General features: G+C 31.4%; 20 protein-coding genes, 3 tRNA genes and 1 riboswitch. Of the genes, 15 read left to right on the top strand and 8 right to left on the bottom strand.

The features are described 5' to 3' along the window. Nucleotides 1–267: 267 nt before the first annotated feature. Nucleotides 268–547: riboswitch (cobalamin riboswitch) on the top strand. A 69-nt stretch (nt 548–616) separates the two neighbouring features. Beyond that, a complete protein-coding gene (locus ACUXZJ_RS15230) occupies nt 617–2527 on the top strand; it encodes a TonB-dependent receptor plug domain-containing protein (RefSeq protein ID WP_063743121.1) in 1911 nt (636 codons plus the stop codon). 139 nt (nt 2528–2666) lie between these two features. On the opposite strand, the gene ACUXZJ_RS15225 is transcribed toward ACUXZJ_RS15230, so the two are convergent. After that, a complete protein-coding gene (locus ACUXZJ_RS15225) occupies nt 2667–4079 on the bottom strand; it encodes a S41 family peptidase (RefSeq protein ID WP_060382798.1) in 1413 nt (470 codons plus the stop codon). Nucleotides 4080–4103: 24 nt separating this feature from the next. Between ACUXZJ_RS15225 and ACUXZJ_RS15220 the strand changes: the two genes are divergently transcribed. After that, nucleotides 4104–4397, top strand: a complete 294-nt coding sequence (locus tag ACUXZJ_RS15220; RefSeq protein WP_060382797.1) for a hypothetical protein — start codon at nt 4104–4106, stop codon at nt 4395–4397. A 4-nt stretch (nt 4398–4401) separates the two neighbouring features. Further along, nucleotides 4402–4902, top strand: a complete 501-nt coding sequence (locus tag ACUXZJ_RS15215) for a DUF4252 domain-containing protein (protein ID WP_060382796.1) — start codon at nt 4402–4404, stop codon at nt 4900–4902. Between the two features lie 75 nt (nt 4903–4977). On the opposite strand, the gene ACUXZJ_RS15210 is transcribed toward ACUXZJ_RS15215, so the two are convergent. From ACUXZJ_RS15210 to ACUXZJ_RS15180, 7 genes are all read right to left on the bottom strand, one after another. Continuing rightward, nucleotides 4978–5517 (bottom strand): YbhB/YbcL family Raf kinase inhibitor-like protein, encoded by a 540-nt coding sequence (locus ACUXZJ_RS15210; protein ID WP_060382795.1) that lies wholly within the window; start codon nt 5515–5517, stop codon nt 4978–4980. A gap of 78 nt (nt 5518–5595) precedes the next feature. Continuing rightward, nucleotides 5596–6441, bottom strand: coding sequence for a helix-turn-helix domain-containing protein (locus ACUXZJ_RS15205; protein ID WP_060382794.1), 846 nt, complete (start codon nt 6439–6441; stop codon nt 5596–5598). A gap of 175 nt (nt 6442–6616) precedes the next feature. Then, entirely contained in the window at nt 6617–7315 is a 699-nt protein-coding gene (locus ACUXZJ_RS15200) for a DUF4369 domain-containing protein (protein WP_060382793.1), read from the bottom strand. Nucleotides 7316–7403: 88 nt separating this feature from the next. After that, the gene (locus tag ACUXZJ_RS15195; protein WP_060382792.1) at nt 7404–9257 is read right to left on the bottom strand and encodes a M61 family metallopeptidase; all 1854 of its coding nucleotides are present in this window, start codon (nt 9255–9257) and stop codon (nt 7404–7406) included. Nucleotides 9258–9482: 225 nt separating this feature from the next. Further along, nucleotides 9483–9761, bottom strand: coding sequence for a TIGR03643 family protein (locus ACUXZJ_RS15190; RefSeq protein ID WP_060382791.1), 279 nt, complete (start codon nt 9759–9761; stop codon nt 9483–9485). An 86-nt stretch (nt 9762–9847) separates the two neighbouring features. After that, nucleotides 9848–10675 (bottom strand): sterol desaturase family protein, encoded by an 828-nt coding sequence (locus tag ACUXZJ_RS15185; RefSeq protein ID WP_060382790.1) that lies wholly within the window; start codon nt 10673–10675, stop codon nt 9848–9850. A 66-nt stretch (nt 10676–10741) separates the two neighbouring features. Next, on the bottom strand, nt 10742–10975 hold the full coding sequence (locus tag ACUXZJ_RS15180; protein WP_060382789.1) for a hypothetical protein: 234 nt from the start codon (nt 10973–10975) through the stop codon (nt 10742–10744). A gap of 79 nt (nt 10976–11054) precedes the next feature. Between ACUXZJ_RS15180 and ACUXZJ_RS15175 the strand changes: the two genes are divergently transcribed. The 12 genes from ACUXZJ_RS15175 to ACUXZJ_RS15120 all read left to right on the top strand — a co-directional run bounded on the left by ACUXZJ_RS15175 (nt 11055) and on the right by ACUXZJ_RS15120 (nt 21588). Then, nucleotides 11055–12617: an NAD(P)/FAD-dependent oxidoreductase gene (locus ACUXZJ_RS15175; RefSeq protein WP_060382788.1), complete on the top strand. Its 1563-nt coding sequence runs from the start codon at nt 11055–11057 to the stop codon at nt 12615–12617. A 96-nt stretch (nt 12618–12713) separates the two neighbouring features. Next, a complete protein-coding gene (gene idi / locus ACUXZJ_RS15170) occupies nt 12714–13241 on the top strand; it encodes an isopentenyl-diphosphate Delta-isomerase (RefSeq protein ID WP_060382787.1) in 528 nt (175 codons plus the stop codon). After that, a complete protein-coding gene (locus ACUXZJ_RS15165) occupies nt 13238–13645 on the top strand; it encodes a 6-pyruvoyl trahydropterin synthase family protein (RefSeq protein ID WP_060382786.1) in 408 nt (135 codons plus the stop codon). The genes idi and ACUXZJ_RS15165 overlap by 4 nt, the downstream gene beginning before the upstream one ends. Nucleotides 13646–13652: 7 nt before the next feature. Further along, the gene (locus tag ACUXZJ_RS15160; RefSeq protein WP_060382785.1) at nt 13653–14114 is read left to right on the top strand and encodes a peroxiredoxin; all 462 of its coding nucleotides are present in this window, start codon (nt 13653–13655) and stop codon (nt 14112–14114) included. Further along, on the top strand, nt 14114–15082 hold the full coding sequence (locus ACUXZJ_RS15155; RefSeq protein ID WP_060382784.1) for a type I phosphomannose isomerase catalytic subunit: 969 nt from the start codon (nt 14114–14116) through the stop codon (nt 15080–15082). The genes ACUXZJ_RS15160 and ACUXZJ_RS15155 overlap by 1 nt, the downstream gene beginning before the upstream one ends. Before the next feature lie 54 nt (nt 15083–15136). After that, nucleotides 15137–15403, top strand: coding sequence for a hypothetical protein (locus ACUXZJ_RS15150; protein ID WP_060382783.1), 267 nt, complete (start codon nt 15137–15139; stop codon nt 15401–15403). 80 nt (nt 15404–15483) lie between these two features. Next, nucleotides 15484–15557, top strand: a tRNA-Thr gene (locus tag ACUXZJ_RS15145). 52 nt (nt 15558–15609) lie between these two features. Then, a tRNA-Thr gene (locus ACUXZJ_RS15140) sits at nt 15610–15683 on the top strand. A 49-nt stretch (nt 15684–15732) separates the two neighbouring features. Next, nucleotides 15733–15806 (top strand) — tRNA-Thr (locus ACUXZJ_RS15135). A gap of 1066 nt (nt 15807–16872) precedes the next feature. Next, nucleotides 16873–17346, top strand: coding sequence for a hypothetical protein (locus ACUXZJ_RS15130; RefSeq protein WP_060382782.1), 474 nt, complete (start codon nt 16873–16875; stop codon nt 17344–17346). 943 nt (nt 17347–18289) lie between these two features. Beyond that, the gene (locus ACUXZJ_RS15125) at nt 18290–20278 is read left to right on the top strand and encodes a type I restriction-modification system subunit M (protein ID WP_243826048.1); all 1989 of its coding nucleotides are present in this window, start codon (nt 18290–18292) and stop codon (nt 20276–20278) included. Next, entirely contained in the window at nt 20278–21588 is a 1311-nt protein-coding gene (locus ACUXZJ_RS15120) for a restriction endonuclease subunit S (protein WP_354018427.1), read from the top strand. Before ACUXZJ_RS15125 ends, ACUXZJ_RS15120 begins: the two co-directional genes overlap by 1 nt. The last annotated feature ends 3 nt before the right edge of the window (nt 21589–21591 follow it).

The raw sequence follows: 21591 nt of genomic DNA, 5'->3' as shown, positions 1-21591 counted from the left end.
CGTTTTTTTTATTTTAAAAACAACTCGAACTCTCCCTTTGATCGAAATGAAAAGATTGCGAATTTTTTGGACAGTCTCAAGGTTAAAAAAAAATATTATAAGGAAATTTCAAAGTTTAAATGGTATAATAATAATTGGAGATGAAATAAAACTAAATTATATTCTAAACTTTGAAATATATGGATTTTAGGGTTCTTTTATTGAATAATTTTTAATAAAGGAATCTGTTTTTTTTTATTTTTTTTATTTTTTTTAAAAGATGTGCTAACTTTGCCTGTGAATTTATGGTGCTCGACTTTTGTTAAAAGTCAGCTTAAAAGGGAATCAGAGTGAGATTATAGATAAATTATTTGAAGATTAATGATAACGGAATCGTATTCCTGAAAATCAATATCTAAAATAAAAAATCGAATATCAAAACCTGAGCTGTACCCGCAACTGTAAGCTATTCAGCTTGTAATGATCTACAACCACTGTTTGAAATTTAAAACGGGAAGGCTAATTACAAGACGCAAGCCAGGAGACCTGCCTAAATTTATTTTATTAACAAACTTTCGGGAAAAAAAGTTTGGGTATGGGTAAATTCTGTCTTTTTTTCCGCATTTAAAGAATTAAAATGAAAAAAAACATTTTATTAGCAAGCGTTTTAACGTGTATGTATGGTAGTGCTTTTGCACAAGATCAAGAATCAAAAAAAATAGAAGAAGTAGTCGTATCAGAAACTAAATTTCAGCAAAACAAAACAAAAACAGGTAGAACGATTGAAAAAATCACAACAAAAGATTTAGAGCAAAGAAAAGGGCAAAGTGTTGCTACCGTATTAAGCCAGTTAGCTGGATTTGAAGTTGTAGGAAGTCAGAGCGGAGTAGGAAAGAATTTAGATTTGTTTGTTAGAGGAGGAAGTACAAAACAAGTATTAATTCTAATAGACGGTAATCCTGTAGTAGACGCATCGAGTATTTCAACTACGTATGATTTACGATTATTACCCGTAGAACAAGTTGAAAGTATAGAAGTACTCAAAGGAGCTTCCTCCGTATTATATGGTGCTAATGCAGCCACAGCAGTTATTAATATTACATTAAAAAAAGCAACTGACAAAGGAGTCATAGGAACAGCCTACTTTAATATAGGAACTCAAAATTTAACAACCACCAAAAAGTATAAACCAGAAGAATACAATCAAGGTTTTTCATTGAACGGAACAAAGGGAAAAATCTCTTTTTTAACCTCTCTAAATAGTGCTGAAATAACAGGTATTAGTGAAGCAAAAGGAGATGATTTTGAAAAAGATAAGTTTTCAAGAGTTAATCTTAATCAACAATTAGGAGTAGCAATAAACAAAGGAATTAAATTAGATTTTTTTGCTAACTATGATCGCTTAAGATTTGCTTACGATACAGGAGCCTTTGTAGATAATGAAGTAAATACTTTAATAGGAGAACAGTTTAGAGGAGGCTTTTCTCCTTCAATGAAGTATAAAAAAGGAGAGTTGAAAATAAATTCTTCTTTTGGCTTTTATGAACAAAAAAGACTATCAGGAGCCTCATTAAATAATTATACAGAATCCTTTTCTAAATCACGAAATATTAATGTTGACGTTTTTAATAAATACAATATAGGAAACTCTTTAGCTTTTATCACAGGGGTTCAATTTCAATATTTTGATATGCTTCAAGCTACCCCTTATGTTAATATTTATAATCAAGACGCTAAATACACCATGTTAGATCCTTATATTACAGCAGTATTAAACACTAAGTTTGGATTAAATGTAAATGCGGGAGCTCGTTATTTAAAACACAGCGTTTATAAAGACTATGTCATCTTTAATATTAATCCAAGTTTTAATTTTGAAAAAATCAATTTAAAATTATATGGATCAATAGGAGGAGCAGTAGTAGCACCAACATTATATCAAGTATATTCTGAGTATGGCAATAAAGATTTAACACCACAAGAAAATACTACTATTGAAACTGGTTTTGAAAAAAGTTTTTTAAATCAAAAATTAAAAATTTCAGCAGTTGGATTTTATAGAGAAGAAAATAATTCAATTGCTTTTAAAAAGAAGACCTCAAATACAGGATGGCAATATGAAAATACAGAAGGAATAAATAAATCAAAAGGGATTGAATCCAATATAATGATCAAACCTCTAGAAAAAATAACCTTAACTGGTAATTATACTTTTGTAGAAAATGATCAGGCTATAGCAAAAGCCGTTGCAAAACATAGAGTAAATGCTAGTTTATCGGTTGAATTGACTAAATCTATTGCATGGGATGCTCAATTTCAGTTTATAGATTTTAGAAACCTATCATATTACAATTCTTTCACTTTTAAAGCAACAGATGTATCCGTTTCAGCTTATAAATTATTTCATACGAATTTGAAAGTAAAATTAACAAACCATTTGAGTGTTTTTGGATCCGTTCAAAATTTATTAAATGAAGAATTTATAGAAACCATGGGATATAATACAAGAGGAAGAAACTTTAAAATCGGAATGAATTTTCAGTTTTAATTAAAACGAATTATAGCTTAAAAAATAATAATATTCATAAGTTCGTTACTTCAATAAATAGGAGAAATCACATTATCGCTATTTTGTGATTTCTCCTTATTTTTGGATAAAAAATAATTTTCCAGTTACAGAGTGTCGTTTAATCTATATACATTTCATATTTTAAATCACGTTTAGAAAGATCAATAATTTCATTGCCAATTTTAAATTGAGGTTTTTGAATACCAATTCGATTACCAGATTTAATTAAGCTCATTGCCTTAGCTAAATAAGGTTCAGAGCTGTTCCCTAAAATACCTAGATTACTTATATCTTCCATTAATATATTAGTCGTGTCAGGCGTAATACCCGCTTCATAATCTCCAAAACCCACTTTATTAACAATTTTTAAAACAATTAATTGCATAGCATATCTGTGAGTTGGATTTAAATTTCGTTTTGTATAATCAGGTGAGTCATACAATGTAATAGACCCCACATTCTTCCCTGTAGTAGTATTACCTATTTGAACTACTTGTATGTAAGGTTTTAAACAGTTAATGACTAATTCACTAGCAGATGCAGTATTAGTAGTTGTTAAGATATATACCTTATTTAAATTTAATGAATTAATAGGAGTGCCATTTTTTAGTTGTGAGGTAAATTTGTTTAATAATCTATTAGGATCTATTGCTCTATTAATTTTAGAGTTCCATTGCTCTTTAGCAAAAATTTGATCTTCAAATTGTCCCGTAATCATACTTGCTAAACGAGTAGCGGTTGCTACTGATCCTCCTGAATTATAACGTAAATCCAAGACTAAATCCGTTATTCCAGCCGCCTTTAATTTACCAAAAGCTTGATTTAATTCTGGTTCATAATACGTATAAAAACCATTATACATTAAATAACCAACTTTTTTATTTCCTTCCTCTATCACATCGGTAATATAAACAGGATTTTCAGAATACGCCTTTTTAGTTAACGCCACTGTTTTTCCATTAGGTGTAATAGCACCTCCATCATACGAAGCTAAATTTAAAGTATAATTTGTTTTAGATAACAATTCACGATAATTGTTACGAGTAAGAGGAATACCATCAACCCCATAAAAAAGATCCCCTCGTTTTAGATCTTTTGTACTAGCGTCACTATTAGGCATGATGTATTTTACCCAGCCAAAAACTTCAGTTTGACTTCCATTCTTAGGACTAATCCCATACTCCATACCATTACTGTCATTCGTTCCAGAAAGAATCTGTTCTAATACAGTATAATTAGAAGTTATAAAACTAAATTTATCAATATTCTTTCGATTGTAAATTAAACTTTCAAATAAAGTTTCAGGCTTTGAAAAAGTACCTAAAAACGAATTAAGTTCATATTGAGAATTAAAACGATAATCACTTAGATTGGCTACATTTTCTTGATAAAAATAATATTTGTTAAATCCCTTCCATACAAAATTATAAGGATCTAGCTCATTATATTGAGGTTGATCATCTAAGTCATTACAACTAAATAACGTACCGATTGTTAGGACCACGAAAAGCTTGATTATATTTTTTTTCATTTATAAAAGATATGATGTAAATTTATGAGCTTAAATTTAGATCAAATGCGTAAAGAAAAAGTGAAAAATCAAAAAATATTTTGGTTTTTAACATTTATAGTGGGTTCAGTAGCATTTGGGAGTTATTATTATAATCTTGAAGAACAAACAATAAAAAATGTTAACTCTCAATTAGGAACTTGTCAAACCCCAGAAGAAGCTTATAGAGAAACACAAAAAGCTTTACATCTGATTTCGGCTCAATTGAACTCTGGCATGAAAAATGTAAATAAGTTAAAAGAGTATGATCAAACGACACGCAAAATTTTTAAAAAGTAAAAAAATGAAAAAAAAAATAGTTTTAGTTTTTAGTATTTTATCATTTTATTTAGGCACGGCACAAACTCCTTTTGATAAATTTGAAAGTAATAATAATGTCTCTTCTGTTATCGTAAATGATAAAATGTTTGAATTAATGAGCAAAGTGAAAATGGAAACGAAAGAAGATCAAGTGTATTTAAATTTGATAAAAAAACTAGATTATTTAAAAGTTTTTAAAACTAGTCACTCTAAAACCATTTCCGATATGCGTACTAGTATAGAACAATATAGTGATAAATTAGAAGAATTAATGCGCGTGAATGAAAACGGAAAAAGTACTAAAATCTATGTAAAAATGATTCCAGGAAGTACAAATGTATCAGAATTATTATTGTTTATGGAAGGAAAAGAAACGATATTAATGTCTTTAACTGGTAATTTTTCATTGAATGAAATTTCACTTTTAACCAAACGAATGAATTTGCCAGGAGGAGAAGAATTAAACAGAGCCGCTAAAAAATAACAAAAAAATGGTCCCAAATACAAATAGTAAGCCGTATTTGGAACCGTTTATTTTAACTAAAAAGAGTTGTTAAAATTATCTTTTGTAATACATCACAATAGAAGCTTTTTCAATTGTATTGCCATTTAAGTAATAACCTACTAATGCAGGACTAGCATTTTTATCTAGACCTAACTTATCCGTTTTTAAGGCATAAACAGTAATCGTGTATTTATGAAAACCATGTCCTTCAGGAGGGCATGGACCCCCATAACCTGATTTGCCAAAATCAGTAATACTTTGTATTGAACCAGCAGGCATTAAGTTTTTAGTAACATCTCCCGCTCCTGTTTTTAATTCTTTAGTTGTAGCAGGAATATCAAAAGCAAGCCAATGCCACCATCCACTACCTGTAGGTGCATTTTCATCATGTATTGTAACAGCAAAACTTTTAGTATCTTTTGGTACATTTTCCCAAAATAATTGAGGAGACATATTTTCACCTGTACAACCAAAACCGTTAAAAACTTGTTTCATAGTTGCCTGACCTCCTAGATCATTACTCTTTAAAGTAAAAGTTTGCGCGCTTGCTGTAAAAGCAGAAATAAAAGCAAGCAAGGTTAAGATTTTTTTCATTTTTATATTATTTTATGATGCAAATTTAAGATTAAGGTTATGAGTATTATTGCGCTAAAAGTTCAAAAAGATGTTCTTTTAGTCCATTTTGAAGTTTTTTGGAGATACTCCATAATACTTTTTAAATTCGTTACTAAATGCAGATAAATTTTCATAACCCAATTCATGATAAAGATCAGAAGGTCTCTTGTTAAGTATTAACTCATTTCGAGCCTTTTCCATTCTTTTTGAAATAAAGTATTTTTTAGGTGAAATTTGATATATTTCAGCAAACTTTCTTTTAAACGTAGAAATACTCATATTAGATAAAAAAGCAAGTTCCTCAATAGTTAAGTGGCTATCTTCGTATTGTTGAATAATGTCTTTTATTGATTTATTTTTATGTCTACTTAATGTATTTTTAAAAAAATTAGTAATTCTCTCAGGTTCCTTACTTAGTAAGTAAAATAAAATTTCTTCTAACTTTATAGAAGTAAGATAAGGTGTTTTATTAAACTCGTTTTTTAATAAAAGTAATGATTTTTCGAATAAATTAATATAAGTGTCTTTATGAATGTTTAATACCGTTTGATTTGATTGCATTGTTTTGGGTAATTCAATTTGTTTTTTTGATAAGATTTCATTTAAAAAATGATCAGAAAAGAAAAAAAGAATACTATTATAGCCTGAATCTCCTATTAGACGTTCTGTCATTAGACTATTTCCAGATTGTAATAAAAAGAATTGATCATTTTGTATAGAAATATTATTCTGATTACTAATAACTTCTTTGTGTCCATTTAGTAAAAAACAAAGTACATTGTGAGTAAAAGTAACGGGAATATTTTTGCTAGATTGTTGTGTATTGTAAAAATAAATAGCACAATCAAAATGATTGTTCTGAAAAAAATCAAAAGGTAAATTATGAATAAGTTGTGTATTCATTATATTAGATTTAACAATAAAGAAACTAAAAGAAAAGAGGTTGTCCAAAAAGTAATAAATCAACATGCAGTTTTACTCTGATGTAAGGAAGAGTCTTATAATCAGTATTATGTGATTTTTTTCTTTGGGTCGAAATGATAAGATTACAAACTTTTAGGACAGCCTCTTTTATTCTCTATTTCTTTAAATAATCAGAAAATTTTTTACCGTATTTAGAATTGGCTACTTCTGGAGACATTTTGCTATGTATTTCCTCTAAAAACTTAGGTTGCATATCATAAATATCTGTAAGAGCTATATAGGGCGCAATTTCATAATCCGCATGAGTAAGTGCAAAATTAGCAGAGTATAAATATTTTTTTTTCAATAATTGGTCTTGCTTGTTTTGATTATCTAGTTCATTGTAGTTTTTGTTGCCCTTGCTACCTAGTATTTTAGATTGAAGTAATTGAAGCTGTTGCTCATTAAACTTAGCAATGATGTCTTTATATTCTTTGTAAAGCTCATGATTTTTAGAACCTGTAATTTTTGCATTAGCAAAAAAATATTCAAGATCCGTATCAATAGTTATTTTTCCTGGTTCCGCAAAAAATAACAAATTATTATCCATTGAGTTAGTTTGTCCTCTGTCTACAAACAAATAAAGCATTTCGGGAGAATCTAATTTAATTGAACTCTCAAAATTAGATGAACCATTTAATTCAATAGTATCTAAAGCTACTAAAGTACTATCTTGTACTTTTTGGATATATAGCTTTCCTTTCTTTAACCCTTTTATATTTCCCGTTATGATTACCTCATCTTTTGTAGGTGCTTTATCAGCACACGAAATAAAAAAAGCAAAAGAGATTGCTATGATAACTTTTTTATACATAGTTCTTATAAATTTCCCGCAATGTAATAAAAAAAAACCTCAAAATTCAATTGAATTTTGAGGTTTTAATTTTTTTTAAAAATAAGATTTATCCTTTTAGCCAAGCTTCTTTTAAACTTTTTTTACTATCGTCAGTAGATTTGTAGCCAGTTACTTCTTCAAATGGAAGTTTTATATTTCCTTTTAAAGTAATCTCTTTTTGATCCCTTTTAATTTTAATAGAAATATTGTCATTTTCTTTCCAGCTTTGACTTACCATAATCATATCGTAAATATTGTCTAAATTGTAACTTTTATCATTTATAGCTAAAATATAATCGCCTCCTTTTAAACCTAAATACTTGTAAAATTCGGGAAGTTCTATACCCGGAAGAATTATGATTTCTTTAGTCGTTTGATTAACTGTTATGTAAGGAGTTTGATCCTTTATAAAAACATTTCCAGGTACTTTTGTTTGTGCTTGTGTAATCCCCATTTTAGCAAAAAACTTTTCATAAGGAATGGGAGTTGGCCCGTCTACATAAGTTTTTAAAAAATCACCTACTTCTGGATAAGTAAGAGCTATGATCTTATCAAAAAGAGCATCATCCTTAAAAGGAGTATTAATACCATATTCATTATTTAGTTTTTGCATTAAATCTAATACACCACGTTGACCATTGCTTTTTTCACGAATAATAATGTCTAGGCACATACCTATTAAAGCTCCTTTTTGATATACATTTAAATATTGATCTTTATAAGGTTTTGTTAGTACATTAGTGCTCATTTTAGTAAAAGGAATTGTGTCGTCCATATTAGCCGATTGTCTAATTTTATCAGTCATACGACTATAAAATTCATCTTCATTAATTAAACCTTGATTAATTTGGAACAGATTAGCAAAATATTCTGTTATTCCTTCATACATCCATAAATGTTTAGACATTTTAGGTTCATTGAAATCAAAATAATGAATTTCTTCTGAATGAACACCTAGTGGACTTACTATATGAAAGAACTCGTGAGAAACAATGTCTTTTAACTGTTCGTCCATTTGATCAGAAGGCATCATTTCAGGCATAACAACAGTTGTAGAAGTAGTATGCTCTAAAGCTCCAAAGCCTTTTGCATCTTGTTTTTGTACGTCCGTAAGATAAATTAGGATTGAATATTTTTTAGTATTATTGATAGGTCCTAAAAATTTTTTTTGAGCCTTCATCATTTTTTCCATGTTAGGAGCTAAATCAGCCGCTTTGTATTTTCCAGTGGGCGAATATACACTTATTAGAATATCCATATCTTCTATTTTAAAAGTAGCAATGTCTGGTTTAGTATACATTATTGGATGATCTACTAGAGTAGCATAACGATTCGTTTTAAAAACATCAACAATTTTACTAGGATCACTATCGGTAAGAGAGGTAGCACCGTACAAATGGTCAGGATGAAGAATTGTTAAAGTATAAGGAGCTTCTTTTTTATCGCTAAAATAACCAATAAAGCCATGCGTGTTTAAAACAAAACAATTAGAATCTATATTCGTTCCAGCTGGAGAAAAAACATCATCACCTCCTATGCCTCCAACTTGTTCAGTATCATAAGTGTCATTTACCCAATAAGTAATTTTACCTAGTTTTTTAGCCCCCGTAATACGATAAGTGTTTTCGTCTAGTTTTGCTAACGGTAAATTCTCTCCCTTTGTAGTATAAGCTTTTATTTTTTCAATAAAACGACCATAATTATCTAATGAATAAGTACCCGGAACTGTTTTAGGAATACTAAAGAGAATGACATCTTCTTTAGAAGGAGTAGGAATTACCGTTACCATGACCTTGTCATCTTGTATTGTGTTTAAATCAATTGTAACGCTTACTTCTGGTGTTTTAGAACCATTTAAAGGTGCTGCTTTACCAGTAAAGAATAATGATGTTAATAGAGCGGATAAAAATATTTTTTTCATTAATAAATAATAAAAGATTTAAAAAATTTGCCAATAAAGGTATTAGTTTATTAAAATTTAACGTAATCTTTTTTAAAAAAATTAACAAAAAAAGAAGATGTCTAAAAAAATAAATATCTACTCTCTTATTTAAACAGATAGGAGAAATCACATTATCAAAGTTATGTGATTTCTCCTTCTTCTTGAAATGATAAGATTGTGACCTTTTCGGGCAGATTCTCTAACTTAATCAAATTTATTTTTAAGATAATACTTACCATCCAAATCATCATCAAAATCGTTATTTTTGATGAGTTTAGGTTTAGGTTTGGAAGCCGTCACTTTTTTCTTCCAAAGCTCAAATTGATCTTTTGATAGATGTTTGCGTATTAATTCTGTTACGTCACTTTCGCCAATACCAAACTCTTCCTTAATTAATTCAAAGGGTTTGCGTTCTTCTTTTGCCATGCTGATTAGTCTTTCTAAACTTTTTCTGTCTAATTCAGCGATTTTACTTTTTCTCATTTTAAATTATAAAAACAAAATTGTATTAAACTTTATGCAATACTTATTCCAATATTAGTAAAAAGGAATGATTTGTGAAAATTTTTTTATGTTTTAGGATTCCCATATTTTTGAAAAGGAATACTTAATAAATTACCTAAATTATTGTGCTCTTTAAAGGAGGTATGAGTGTCTATACCAAATACTATCTGATCCTGAGGTAAATTTTGATAAGTTCTTAAAAAACGATCCCAAATACTGAAAATATTTCCATAATTACTATCCGTATAAGGAAGTTGATAATGATGATGAACACGATGGATTTTTGGGGTAACTAATACAATTGATAGTAATGAATTGAGTTTTTTAGGGAGCTGTATGTTTGAATGGTTAAACTGAGATACTAAAACAGAGCAAGATTGATACATAAAAAACAGCCAAACAGGAGCACCTGTAATCAAAACAGCCAAAACGGTAAACAAAAAGCGAAAGATACTTTCTCCTGGATGATGACGATTAGCACTGGTTGTATCAAGCCAAGTGTCTGTATGATGAATGAGATGAAAACGCCATAAAAATTTTATTTTATGTTGTAAATAATGAGGAACATAAGCACCTATAAAATCCATAAGTAAAAGACCTATAAAACACTGTAATCCTAAATTACTAATGTTAAACCAATGTATGATGCCAAAATGATTTTGACTGTCCCAGACGCAACTTTCAAATAAAAGGATTGCTAAAAAAAAGTTGATAATTATCGTTGTAAAAGTAAAAAATAGATTTAGCAAAGCATGTTGTATTTTGTTGTATTCAAAACGAAAACGAGGAAAACCGCTTTCTAAAATCCAAAAAAAAGCAATGCCACCAAATAAAATCAAAGATCTATGGGACGAAGGTATCGTTTCAAAATAATTTGTAATCTCGTTAGTCATATTTTTTAATTCAAATCAAAATTACTAAACTATTTGTTATAAATAAAGCAAGAATGTTTATTTTATTTAAAATAATTCACCTCTGTGAGGTTTTAATGCGTCTCTAACTTGAATCATATTTTGATCATTTACCACCATCCAAGCTATAGCGTGCATATCATTTAATACAGAAAAACCTGTGATTTTAATAGGAAAACCTTCTATTTCAATATATTCTTTTAAATGAATTTCATGATGTTCTGCGGTTTTAGCTGCTGCGGAACCTCTAAAATCCCAAATAAGTTTGATTTGTCTTTCCATGATCTGTCAAATTTGAAATACAAATTTACAATGATTCACTTGAAAATAAGTAGTATTTTTGCATCGTAAAAAAAGGATAATGCCAAAAGAACTACAAATTCAAGTATCACCTGAGGTAGCTTCTAGTGAAGTCATACTAAAGAACCATCTTGCAAGATTAATGCAAATATCTACTACGGACATACAATACTATGTAATTCTTAAAAGATCAATTGATGCTCGACAAAAAACAATTAAAATAAATTTAAAAATCATTGTTTATTTTCAAGGAGAACAAATTATTGAAGATAAAATAATGTTACCTAATTACCAAGATGTTACCAATGCTCCAGAAGTAATTGTGGTGGGAGCAGGACCAGCAGGGTTGTTTGCTGCCTTACAATTAATTGAATTAGGAATTAAACCCATTTTGTTAGAAAGAGGAAAAGACGTAAGAGGTAGAAGAAGAGATCTAAAAGCAATTAATAGAGACCATATAGTAAATGAAGATTCTAATTATTGTTTTGGAGAAGGAGGAGCAGGAACTTATTCTGATGGAAAACTGTACACACGTTCAAAAAAACGAGGAGATGTAGATCGTATTTTAAGATTATTGGTAGCATTTGGAGCTTCTTCGGAAATATTAGTAGAAGCCCATCCCCATATAGGAACCAATAAATTACCTGAAATTATTCAAGATATTAGAGAGAAAATCAAAGAATATGGCGGACAAGTGTTATTTGAAACACGAGTAACGGATATTTTAATAAAAAATAATGAGGTAGAAGGAATCGTTACACAGTCAGGAGAAGTTATAAAAGCCAAAAAAATAATACTTGCTACAGGACATTCCGCTCGTGATGTGTTTGAATTATTAGATCGAAAAAAAGTTTTAATAGAAGCAAAACCATTTGCTTTAGGAGTCCGAGCAGAACACCCACAAAGTTTAATAGATTCAATACAATATTCGTGTGATTTTAGAGGAGCGTTTCTGCCACCAGCACCATATTCTGTTGTTAAACAGGTTAACGGACGAGGGATGTATTCTTTTTGTATGTGTCCAGGAGGAGTGATAGCTCCTTGCGCAACAAGTCCAGGAGAAGTTGTTACAAATGGTTGGTCCCCATCTAAAAGAGATCAAGTCACAGCCAATTCAGGAATTGTGGTAGAATTAAAATTAGAAGACTTTAAGCCGTATGCTAAATTTGGAGCGTTGGCCGGTATGGAATTTCAAAAAGCAATCGAACAAAAAGCATGGGAAATGGCAGGTAAAACACAAAAAGTACCCGCCCAAAGAATGGTTGATTTTTCTCAAAAAAAAGGGTCAATAGATATACCTAAAACATCCTATGTTCCAGGAACAACAAGTGTAGAGTTAGGAACTGTATTTCCTCCCTTTTTAACACAAATTATGCGTGAAGGATTTGTTCAATTTGGAAAATCAATGAAAGGATACTTTACGAATGAAGCCATTTTACACGCCCCAGAAAGTAGAACCTCATCACCCGTTAGAATTCCTCGTGATAACATTACGTTAGAACATTTTCAAATTACAGGACTCTATCCGTGTGGAGAAGGAGCAGGATATGCAGGAGGAATTATTTCAGCAGCTATAGATGGCGAAAAATGTGCAATAAAAGCAGCAGAAGCATTGCTGAATTAAATAGTTTGTATAAGAAATGTAAGGAGAAGTCTAAATAAAAAGGATAGGGCAGTAATTGATAGACTTTTCGTACTTTTACTCCCGTAATATAAAACTATGATTGAAGAAAAAGTAATATTGGTAAATGAAGCAGATGAGGTAATAGGATTAATGCCTAAACTAGAAGCACATGAAAAGGCACTGTTGCATAGAGCTTTTTCAGTATTTGTGTTGAATGATAAAGGAGAAATAATGCTTCAGCAAAGAGCGCATCATAAATATCATTCACCATTATTATGGACCAATACTTGTTGTAGTCATCAACGAGAAGGAGAGTCTAACATAGAGGCAGGAAAACGTCGTTTACAAGAAGAAATGGGGTTTACAACAGAACTAAAAGAACTTTTTCATTTTATTTACAAAGCACCCTTTGATAACGGATTAACAGAACATGAGTTAGATCACGTAATGATTGGATATTTTAATGAAGTACCATCTATAAACACAGATGAGGTAGAAAACTGGAAATGGATGTCTATCGAAGCAGTAAAACAAGATATAAAACTACATCCTCATCAATATACAGTTTGGTTTAAGATTATTTTTGACGAATTTTATCATTATTTAGAAGCGCACACATTATGAGAGTAACAGTATCAAGAAAAGCTCATTTTAATGCAGCTCATCGTTTGTATAGAAAAGATTGGACGGATGAACAAAATCAAAAAGTTTTTGGTAAATGCAATAATCCTAATTATCATGGACATAATTATGAGTTGATAGTCAGTGTTACAGGAAATATCAATCCAGAAACAGGTTATGTGATTGATATTAAAGATCTAGCCGATATAATTTGTGAAGAAGTAGAAATTCCGTTTGACCACAAAAACCTAAACTTAGATGTTTCAGAATTTCAAAATTTAATACCTACAGCAGAAAATATCGTAGTTGTTATCTGGAATAAAATTAGAAAAAGAATAAAAAAAGAAAATGATTTAGAAGTTACCTTGTTTGAAACACCACGTAATTTCGTTACATATAAAGGATAGTATAATTATGCAAAAAAGTTTGAAAGTAGGGGATAAACTTCCTCTTTTTGGAGCAAAAGATCAAAACGGAAATGATTTTTATATTAATTCTGTTCTTGGTAAAAAAGTATTAGTCATTTATTTTTATCCGAAAGATGATACGCCTGGTTGTACCAAACAAGCTTGTTTCTTAAGAGATCAGTACGAAGAGTTTAAAACCATAGGAGCAGAGGTAATAGGTATTAGCGGAGACAGTATTGCAGCACATAAAAAATTTGCAAGCAAATATGATCTGCCATATATATTACTATCAGATCCAGATAAAACACTACGAAACTTATTCGGAGTAAAATCAAATATGTTAGGATTAATACCAGGAAGAGTAACTTATATAGTAGACAAAGAAGGAGTGGTTCAAATGATTTTTGAAGACATGAATGCTACAAATCATTTAGATCGTACAGTAGAAAAAGTAAAAAGTTTGATTTAATGCCGATAGAATTATATCCTTTACAGTTTGAACCTATCTTTAAAGATAGAATTTGGGGCGGTACGCGTTTGAAAACACTTCTAAATAAATCCATACCTTCCGAAAAAACAGGAGAAAGTTGGGAACTCGCTGCCATAGATCAAGATGTAAGTCAAATCAGTCAAGGTATTTATAAAGGAGTACTTTTGACAGAATTAATAGAAAAATACCCAGTCGAAATATTAGGAAGCGAGGTATATCAACGTTTTGGAACACAATTTCCATTGCTCTTTAAGTTTTTAGATGCCAGAGAAGATCTTTCTATTCAAGTGCATCCTAATGATGTGTTAGCAAAAGAAAGGCATAACTCTTTCGGTAAAACAGAAATGTGGTACGTAGTAGAAGCAGAGCCTGAAGCAAAATTAATAGTAGGATTTAAAGAAGATGCTTCAAAAGAAGCCTACTTAGAACACCTAAAAAATAAAAACCTATCCTCTATTTTAGAAGCCTATCCAGTAAAAGAAGGAGATGTGTTTTATTTAGAAACAGGTACTGTGCATGCTATTGGAGCAGGTACTGTTGTGGCTGAAATACAACAAACATCAGATATTACCTATAGAATTTATGATTTCGATCGCAAAGATGCACAAGGCAACTTACGAGAACTGCATATAGAACTAGCTTTAGATGCAATAGATTATAAAAAGAAAAAAGTAAAAGTAGATTATAAATTATCAGATAATCAAGCAGTAAATGTAGTTGATAGTCCTTATTTTACAGTAAAAGTCATAAATCTAAAAGAAACGTATAACTACCATAACAAAGGAAATAGTTTTGTAGCGTATATGTGTATTAAAGGAAATTTACAAGTAAAAATAAATCAGCATATATACGAATTTGCTAAAGGAAATACTTTTTTAATTCCCGCAGCTCTAAAAGACTTTCAATTAATAGGAAAAGCTAAATTGTTGGAAATTGTAATTTCTTAACAGATATCGAAAGAATAATTGTAATTTTGTAAACGTAATTTAAAATACATACCAATGGCAAGTGTAAAAAATTTAAAAAAGAATATCAATTATGTAATTGGTCAAATTATTGAAGCGGTTTATTTATATGAAATGACTTCAACAGGTAAACCAACTGATGAAACTAATGCTGTTATAGAAGAAGCATTTGTTATTTTCGATAATTTGATTGTAAAAGTAAATGAAAAAAATATTGAAAATAAAAAAGCACACTTTAAACAAATAAATGTTGAATTAGAAAATGCTGCAAACCAATTAGTTAATAAAATTAACGCTTTGTAGTAAAAAAAAGTGTAAAAAAGTAGGGTGCAAAGCTTTGGAAAATAAAAAAACTCTCCTATATTTGCACCCGTAAATGAGTCGCCGGTGTAGCTCAGCTGGCTAGAGCAGCTGATTTGTAATCAGCAGGTCGTGGGTTCGAGTCCCTCCATCGGCTCAAAATTTATGCAAAAATATTGTAAAAATAAATTTATTAAAAGTACACTTTTGCCGGTGTAGCTCAGCTGGCTAGAGCAGCTGATTTGTAATCAGCAGGTCGTGGGTTCGAGTCCCTCCATCGGCTCAAATTTTATCAAAAGAAACTATTAAATAAATTTATTAAAATACACCTTGCCGGTGTAGCTCAGCTGGCTAGAGCAGCTGATTTGTAATCAGCAGGTCGTGGGTTCGAGTCCCTCCATCGGCTCAAAAAGAGAAACTTATTAAGTTTCTCTTTTTTATTTAAAAAAAGTACATCAAAACGAACCCATTTTATAAAAGGTCTTTTATTTCGCGTTCTTGTCATCCCGACGCTAGGAGGGATCACATAAAGAGCGTAACAAACGTTTTTTATTTCGCGTTCTTATCATCCCGACGCTAGGAAGGATCACATAAAGAGCGTAACAAACGTTTTTTACTTTGCGTTCTTATCATCCCGACGCTAGGAAGGATCACATAAAGAGCGTAACAAACGTTTTTACTTCGCGTTCTTGTCATCCCGACGCTAGGAAGGATCACATAAAAAGCGTAACAAACGTTTTTTATTTCGCGTTCTTGTCATCCCGACGCTAGGAGGGATCACATAAAAAGCGTAACAAACGTTTTTTACTTCGCGTTCTTGTCATCCCGACGCTAGGAGGGATCACATAAAGAGCGTAACAAACGTTTTTTACTTCGCGTTCTTGTCCCGACGCTAGGAAGGATCACATAAAGAGCGTAACAAACGTTTTTTACTTCGCGTTCTTGTCCCGACGCTAGGAGGAATCACATAAAAAGCGTAACAAACGTTTTTTATTTCGCGTTCTTGTCATCCCGACGCTAGTAGGGATCACATAAAGAGCGTAACAAACGTTTTTTACTTCGCGTTCTTGTCATCCCGACGCTAGGAGGAATCACATAAAGAGCGTAACAAACGTTTTTTACTTCGCGTTCTTGTCATCCCGACGCTAGGAGGGATCACATAAAAAGCGTAACAAACGTTTTTTATTTCGCGTTCTTGTCATCCCGACCCTAGGAAGGATCACATAAAGAGCGTAACAAACGTTTTTTATTTCGCGTTCTTGTCATCCCGACGCTAGGAAGTGTAAATTATATGAAGTTTTTGTTTTTTTATAGGTATTTGAGGTGTTTTTGCGGTTTATATATAATAAAAATGCAACACAATATTTCTTAAAATATTTCGTTTTTACTTTGTTTTTTTTGTTAATTTATTAAACTAAAAACATTTTTTTATATTTTTTAATAACTATTATTTAATTTCAAAACTACAATCAATGGCAACTAAGAATCAAATCAGTATCACAATTCCTCAAGAAGTAATTGATACGGTAACACTAAAATTACAAGAATGCAAAACAGCTTTAGCGCCTTATTTGCAAGGTTTAACTGCCGAAGATCGTTCGACGCTGTTTAAAATGGGCAATAAAACCGTGGCTACGGTGCAAAAAATCAAGTCGTATGTAGAAACCAATCCCGAGTTTGTCCCTGTGTATATGGACAAAGCTGAGTTTTTAAAGGATGAGGCAGTGGTGAGTTCTTTAAGTCCTATAGGCAATTTAGCTTCTCAGTTATCTACTGATGTAAACGATACGATTATGCTAGCGGGTAGTGAAGCTTTACAATCGGCGTTGTTGTATTATGGTCAAATTAAGGAGGCGCAAAGTAAGGGGATTGCTACGGCTAAGCCTATTTATGAGGATTTGAGCCAACGTTTTATTCGTCCGTACCGTAAAAAAACAGAGGAATAAAGCACCTAAGTCCCAAGCGGTTTAAGAAGAGGCTGTCTGAAAAGTAATCCATCTGTCGTTTGTCACTCTGAGCTAAGAAGGAGACCTGCTATTAATAGCAGGTAATTTCTCGCTTTAGTAGCCATGACAGGATGGTGCATTTTTTGGACAGTCTCTTTTTTTACGCACTATTTTTTCAAGACATGCAGCATTTGGGAATCATTTTTATCAGCAAAAACTTGCCAATATAAATCTTTTTTTATTTTAATTGAGTAAAAAAGGCTCGTCGTCCAGTAAAAAAGGCTCGTCGTCCAGTAAAAAAGGCTCGTCGTCCAGTAAAAAAGGCTCGTCGTCCAGTAAAAAAGGCTCGTCGTCCAGTAAAAAAGGCTCGTCGTCCAGTAAAAAAGGCTCATCGTCCAGTAAAAAAGGCTCGTCGTCCAGTAAAAAAGGCTCGTCGTCCAGTAAAAAAGGCTCGTCGTCCAGTAAAAAAGGCTCATCGTCCAGTAAAAAAGGCTCGTCGTCCAGCCAAAAAGACTCGTGGTCCAGCTAAAAAGACTCGTGGTCCAGTAAAAAAGACTCGGCGTTGAACCAAAAAGAGTGGGGGTGGACTCTTAGCGGTATTGTTTAATTAATAGGGTAGTGTAGGAACGGTAACATACCCGCTGTTTTGATTGGGAGTAGGGGCATTGGTTTGATAAAAGGGGGGCTTTGGTAAAAAGTCAAACCCCATTATTATAACTTATACACTTTTTAAGATAGAGCTCGAGGGGAGTGTTTTAAATATGCTATTTTGGCATACTTACTTATTTTAATACCATACAATCTTTTTTAAAGCATTACATTTGCTGTTATTAAAATAAAACTATAAAAATTAAAAAATCACTAGTATTGACAATCTTCGTTTTTTTGATATTTTTAGTGTTTTATTTACCTATTTTGTTTGTTAATTTTATTTCAATTATAAATGACCACACATCAACAACATATAAAATTCATTTGGGATATAGCCGATTTATTACGTGGACCTTACAGACCACCACAGTACGAACGTGTTATGTTACCTATGACGGTTTTACGTCGTTTTGATTCAGTGTTAGAAAGCTCTAAAGAGGAAGTAATAAACGAATACAACAGCCTCAAAAAGAAATATAACAACGATATTCCTGTTTCTATTTTAACCTCTAAATTAGAAAAAATCACAGGGCAAAAATTTTACAACACCTCACCCTTTACGTTCGAAAAGTTAAAAGGAGCACCTGATAGTATTGCACAAGATTTAGTAAGCTATATTAACGGGTTTTCACCCAACGTAAGGCAGATATTTGAGTTTTTCGATTTTGAAAAAGAAATATTTGCCATGAACGACACTAATATTTTGTACTTTATAATATCTGAATTTGCTAAAGTCAATCTAAATCCTACAATAGTTTCTAACCGAGATATGGGTTTGATTTTTGAAAACTTAATTCGACGATTCAATGAGTTGGCAAATGAAACTGCGGGTGACCATTTTACACCTCGTGAAATCATCAAGCTGATGGTGAATATTTTATTCATTGACGATGATAACTTCTTACAAGGCAAATCGGTTATTCGCGAAATTATGGACCCTACTTGTGGTACAGGCGGTATGTTATCTGAAGCTAAAAATCACGTAAAAGAACTCAATGAAGACGCAATATTAGTGGCATACGGACAAGACTATAACAAAAGAGCATTTGCCACAGCGGCAGCCGATTTATTGATTAAAAACGATACCAATTCAAAATTTGAAGACACCATAAAATATGGCGATACATTAGTTGACGATCAATTTCCTGATAAAAACTTTGATTACCTAATTGCCAATCCGCCTTTTGGGGTAGATTGGAAAAAACAAAAACCGCAAATAGACCGTGACAAAACAGGTCGATTTACAGCAGGTTTACCCCGAGTAAATGATGGTGCTTTATTGTTCTTGCAACACATGATTAGCAAGTTTGAACCTTTTGATCCAAAAAATAAAAAATACGGTTCTCGTTTAGCCATTGTGTTTAGTGGTTCGCCTATGTTTTCTGGAGGAGCAGGCTCTGGTGAAAGCGATATACGCAAATGGATTATTCAAAACGATTGGCTAGAAAGTATCATTGCCTTACCCGAACAAATGTTTTATAACACAGGCATTACCACCTATATATGGGTATTGACTAATAGAAAAAAAGACGACCGAAAAGGTAAAATCCAGTTGTTTGATGCCCGCGATTTTTATATTCCTATGCGTAAAAGTCAAGGGAGCAAACGCCGTAAAATGGGAGAAGGCAATGTAGATGATGGTATCATACAGGTAATGGAACCCGATCATATTGCTATGATTACCCAAGAATATGGTTTACATACCACAACCGAGCATTCTAAAATTTTTGACAATGCCGATTTTGGTTTTACCAGAGTAACCATAGAACGTCCTTTGCGTTTAAAATACCAAATGAGTTTAGAAGCTAAAACGGCTTTCTTAGACGCTTGTCCTCATTTGTTAGACGATGTACAAGCCATAGATAAAAAACTAGGGCGTACACCTTTACTCGATTGGAATAAAACCCTAAAAGAAATCAAAAAAATTAACCAACTAAAATGGTCTGCTAGAGAACTCAGTTTATTTAGAAGTGTATTTACGACCAAAGATCCTGAAGCTGAGAAAGTACTAAAAAGCAAAGACGAGTATGAAGCCGATGCCGATTTACGTGATTTTGAAAACATCCCTTTAAAAATAGACATACAAGACTATTTTAACAATGAAGTACTGCCTTTTGTGCCCGATGCTTGGATGGATCGTACTAAAGATAAAGTAGGCTACGAAATCAATTTTAATCGTTATTTCTTTACGATGAGTGAAAATCGTTCGTTAGAAATTATTAATAAAGAATTGAGTGAGGTTGAAAAAGAAATTTTAGAATTATTAAATCAAGTTATTTAATGTCAAATAATAGTAGACAATATTTCCGAGAAGATTCTTTTTTTGATGTACCCAAAGATGGTGATATTATCGCACTTAAATTTATTTGTAATGATTTTTCTAAATATGGTGCAAATCTTTCAGCTGAAAATTATTCAACCGATGGAAGTAGGTTTATAAGAACTTCAGATATTGACGAAGATGGTAAACTTTCTGTTGATGGGGTTTATATTGATGAAGATCTTGCTTTAGAATACAAACTAAAGAAAGGGGATTTTTTATTATCAAGAAGTGGAACATTAGGACGTGGATATTTATATAATGAACTTGATGGTAACTGTAGTTATGCTGGATATTTAATTAAATACTCTTTAAACGAATTAATTGTTAATCCAAAATTTATTTTTTACTGTACAAAAACTAGTCAATTTAATGGATGGTTAAATTATTCAGTAATCGAAGCTACAATAGGTAATATCAATGGAGAGAAATATGCAAATTTACCATTACCAATACCATCGATCGAACAACAAAATAAAATTGTTCACTATTTAGACCGCGAAATTGCCAAAATAGATGCCTTAATTGAAAAGAAGACAAAATTAATCGCGCTACTAGAAGAAAAGAAAAAAGCCGTTATCAATCAAGCGGTAACTAAAGGCTTAGATACTTCGGTAGCTATGAAGGATTCGGGTATAGAATGGCTAGGGGAAATTCCTGAACATTGGCATATTGAGAGATTAAAATTTTTAACAAATAAAGTTGGTAGCGGAGTAACTCCTCTTGGTGGAGCCAATATTTATACTGATGAAGGAGTTCTTTTTTTAAGAAGTCAAAATATTTATAATGACGGATTAAAGTTAAATGATGAAACCTATATCCCAGAAGAAATCCATAATGATATGAAATCTTCGCAAGTAATGAAGGGTGATTTGCTTCTGAATATTACAGGTGGATCAATAGGAAGATGTTTTTACTTTAATTTAGACATAGAAGCAAATATAAATCAACACGTTTGTATAATTAGAGTTAACAATAAGATTTTGTATAGATACCTACACTTTCTATTCGTTTCATTTGTAGGTCAATATCAAATCGATTTATTACAATATGGTGGAGGAAGAGAAGCTATTTCTTTTGAAAATATTAAGAATTTTGTTATCTCATTTCCTCAATCAATAGAACAACAAGAAGAAATAATTAATTTCTTGGATACAGAGTGTTCAAGGTTTGATAAAATTAAAGATAAAGTTAAGTCTGCAATAGATTTGCTAAAAGATAAACGTATTGCTATTATCTCAGCTGCCATAAATGGCGAAATAGAATTATAACTT

It is taken from the genome of Flavobacterium sp. TN-1 (assembly GCF_052828645.1).
This window is presented reverse-complemented; position numbering and strand designations above follow the sequence as displayed.

Coding starts and splice junctions, on each gene's coding strand:
- ACUXZJ_RS15185 (WP_060382790.1), bottom strand. CDS start 10,675: ATGACTAACGAGATTACAAATTATTTTGAAACGATACCTTCGTCCCAT.
- ACUXZJ_RS15230 (WP_063743121.1), top strand. CDS start 617: ATGAAAAAAAACATTTTATTAGCAAGCGTTTTAACGTGTATGTATGGT.
- ACUXZJ_RS15155 (WP_060382784.1), top strand. CDS start 14,114: ATGCCGATAGAATTATATCCTTTACAGTTTGAACCTATCTTTAAAGAT.
- ACUXZJ_RS15130 (WP_060382782.1), top strand. CDS start 16,873: ATGGCAACTAAGAATCAAATCAGTATCACAATTCCTCAAGAAGTAATT.
- ACUXZJ_RS15200 (WP_060382793.1), bottom strand. CDS start 7,315: ATGTATAAAAAAGTTATCATAGCAATCTCTTTTGCTTTTTTTATTTCG.
- ACUXZJ_RS15225 (WP_060382798.1), bottom strand. CDS start 4,079: ATGAAAAAAAATATAATCAAGCTTTTCGTGGTCCTAACAATCGGTACG.
- ACUXZJ_RS15180 (WP_060382789.1), bottom strand. CDS start 10,975: ATGGAAAGACAAATCAAACTTATTTGGGATTTTAGAGGTTCCGCAGCA.
- ACUXZJ_RS15120 (WP_354018427.1), top strand. CDS start 20,278: ATGTCAAATAATAGTAGACAATATTTCCGAGAAGATTCTTTTTTTGAT.
- ACUXZJ_RS15160 (WP_060382785.1), top strand. CDS start 13,653: ATGCAAAAAAGTTTGAAAGTAGGGGATAAACTTCCTCTTTTTGGAGCA.
- ACUXZJ_RS15125 (WP_243826048.1), top strand. CDS start 18,290: ATGACCACACATCAACAACATATAAAATTCATTTGGGATATAGCCGAT.
- ACUXZJ_RS15210 (WP_060382795.1), bottom strand. CDS start 5,517: ATGAAAAAAATCTTAACCTTGCTTGCTTTTATTTCTGCTTTTACAGCA.
- ACUXZJ_RS15165 (WP_060382786.1), top strand. CDS start 13,238: ATGAGAGTAACAGTATCAAGAAAAGCTCATTTTAATGCAGCTCATCGT.
- ACUXZJ_RS15205 (WP_060382794.1), bottom strand. CDS start 6,441: ATGAATACACAACTTATTCATAATTTACCTTTTGATTTTTTTCAGAAC.
- ACUXZJ_RS15195 (WP_060382792.1), bottom strand. CDS start 9,257: ATGAAAAAAATATTTTTATCCGCTCTATTAACATCATTATTCTTTACT.
- ACUXZJ_RS15220 (WP_060382797.1), top strand. CDS start 4,104: ATGAGCTTAAATTTAGATCAAATGCGTAAAGAAAAAGTGAAAAATCAA.
- idi (WP_060382787.1), top strand. CDS start 12,714: ATGATTGAAGAAAAAGTAATATTGGTAAATGAAGCAGATGAGGTAATA.
- ACUXZJ_RS15175 (WP_060382788.1), top strand. CDS start 11,055: ATGCCAAAAGAACTACAAATTCAAGTATCACCTGAGGTAGCTTCTAGT.
- ACUXZJ_RS15150 (WP_060382783.1), top strand. CDS start 15,137: ATGGCAAGTGTAAAAAATTTAAAAAAGAATATCAATTATGTAATTGGT.
- ACUXZJ_RS15190 (WP_060382791.1), bottom strand. CDS start 9,761: ATGAGAAAAAGTAAAATCGCTGAATTAGACAGAAAAAGTTTAGAAAGA.
- ACUXZJ_RS15215 (WP_060382796.1), top strand. CDS start 4,402: ATGAAAAAAAAAATAGTTTTAGTTTTTAGTATTTTATCATTTTATTTA.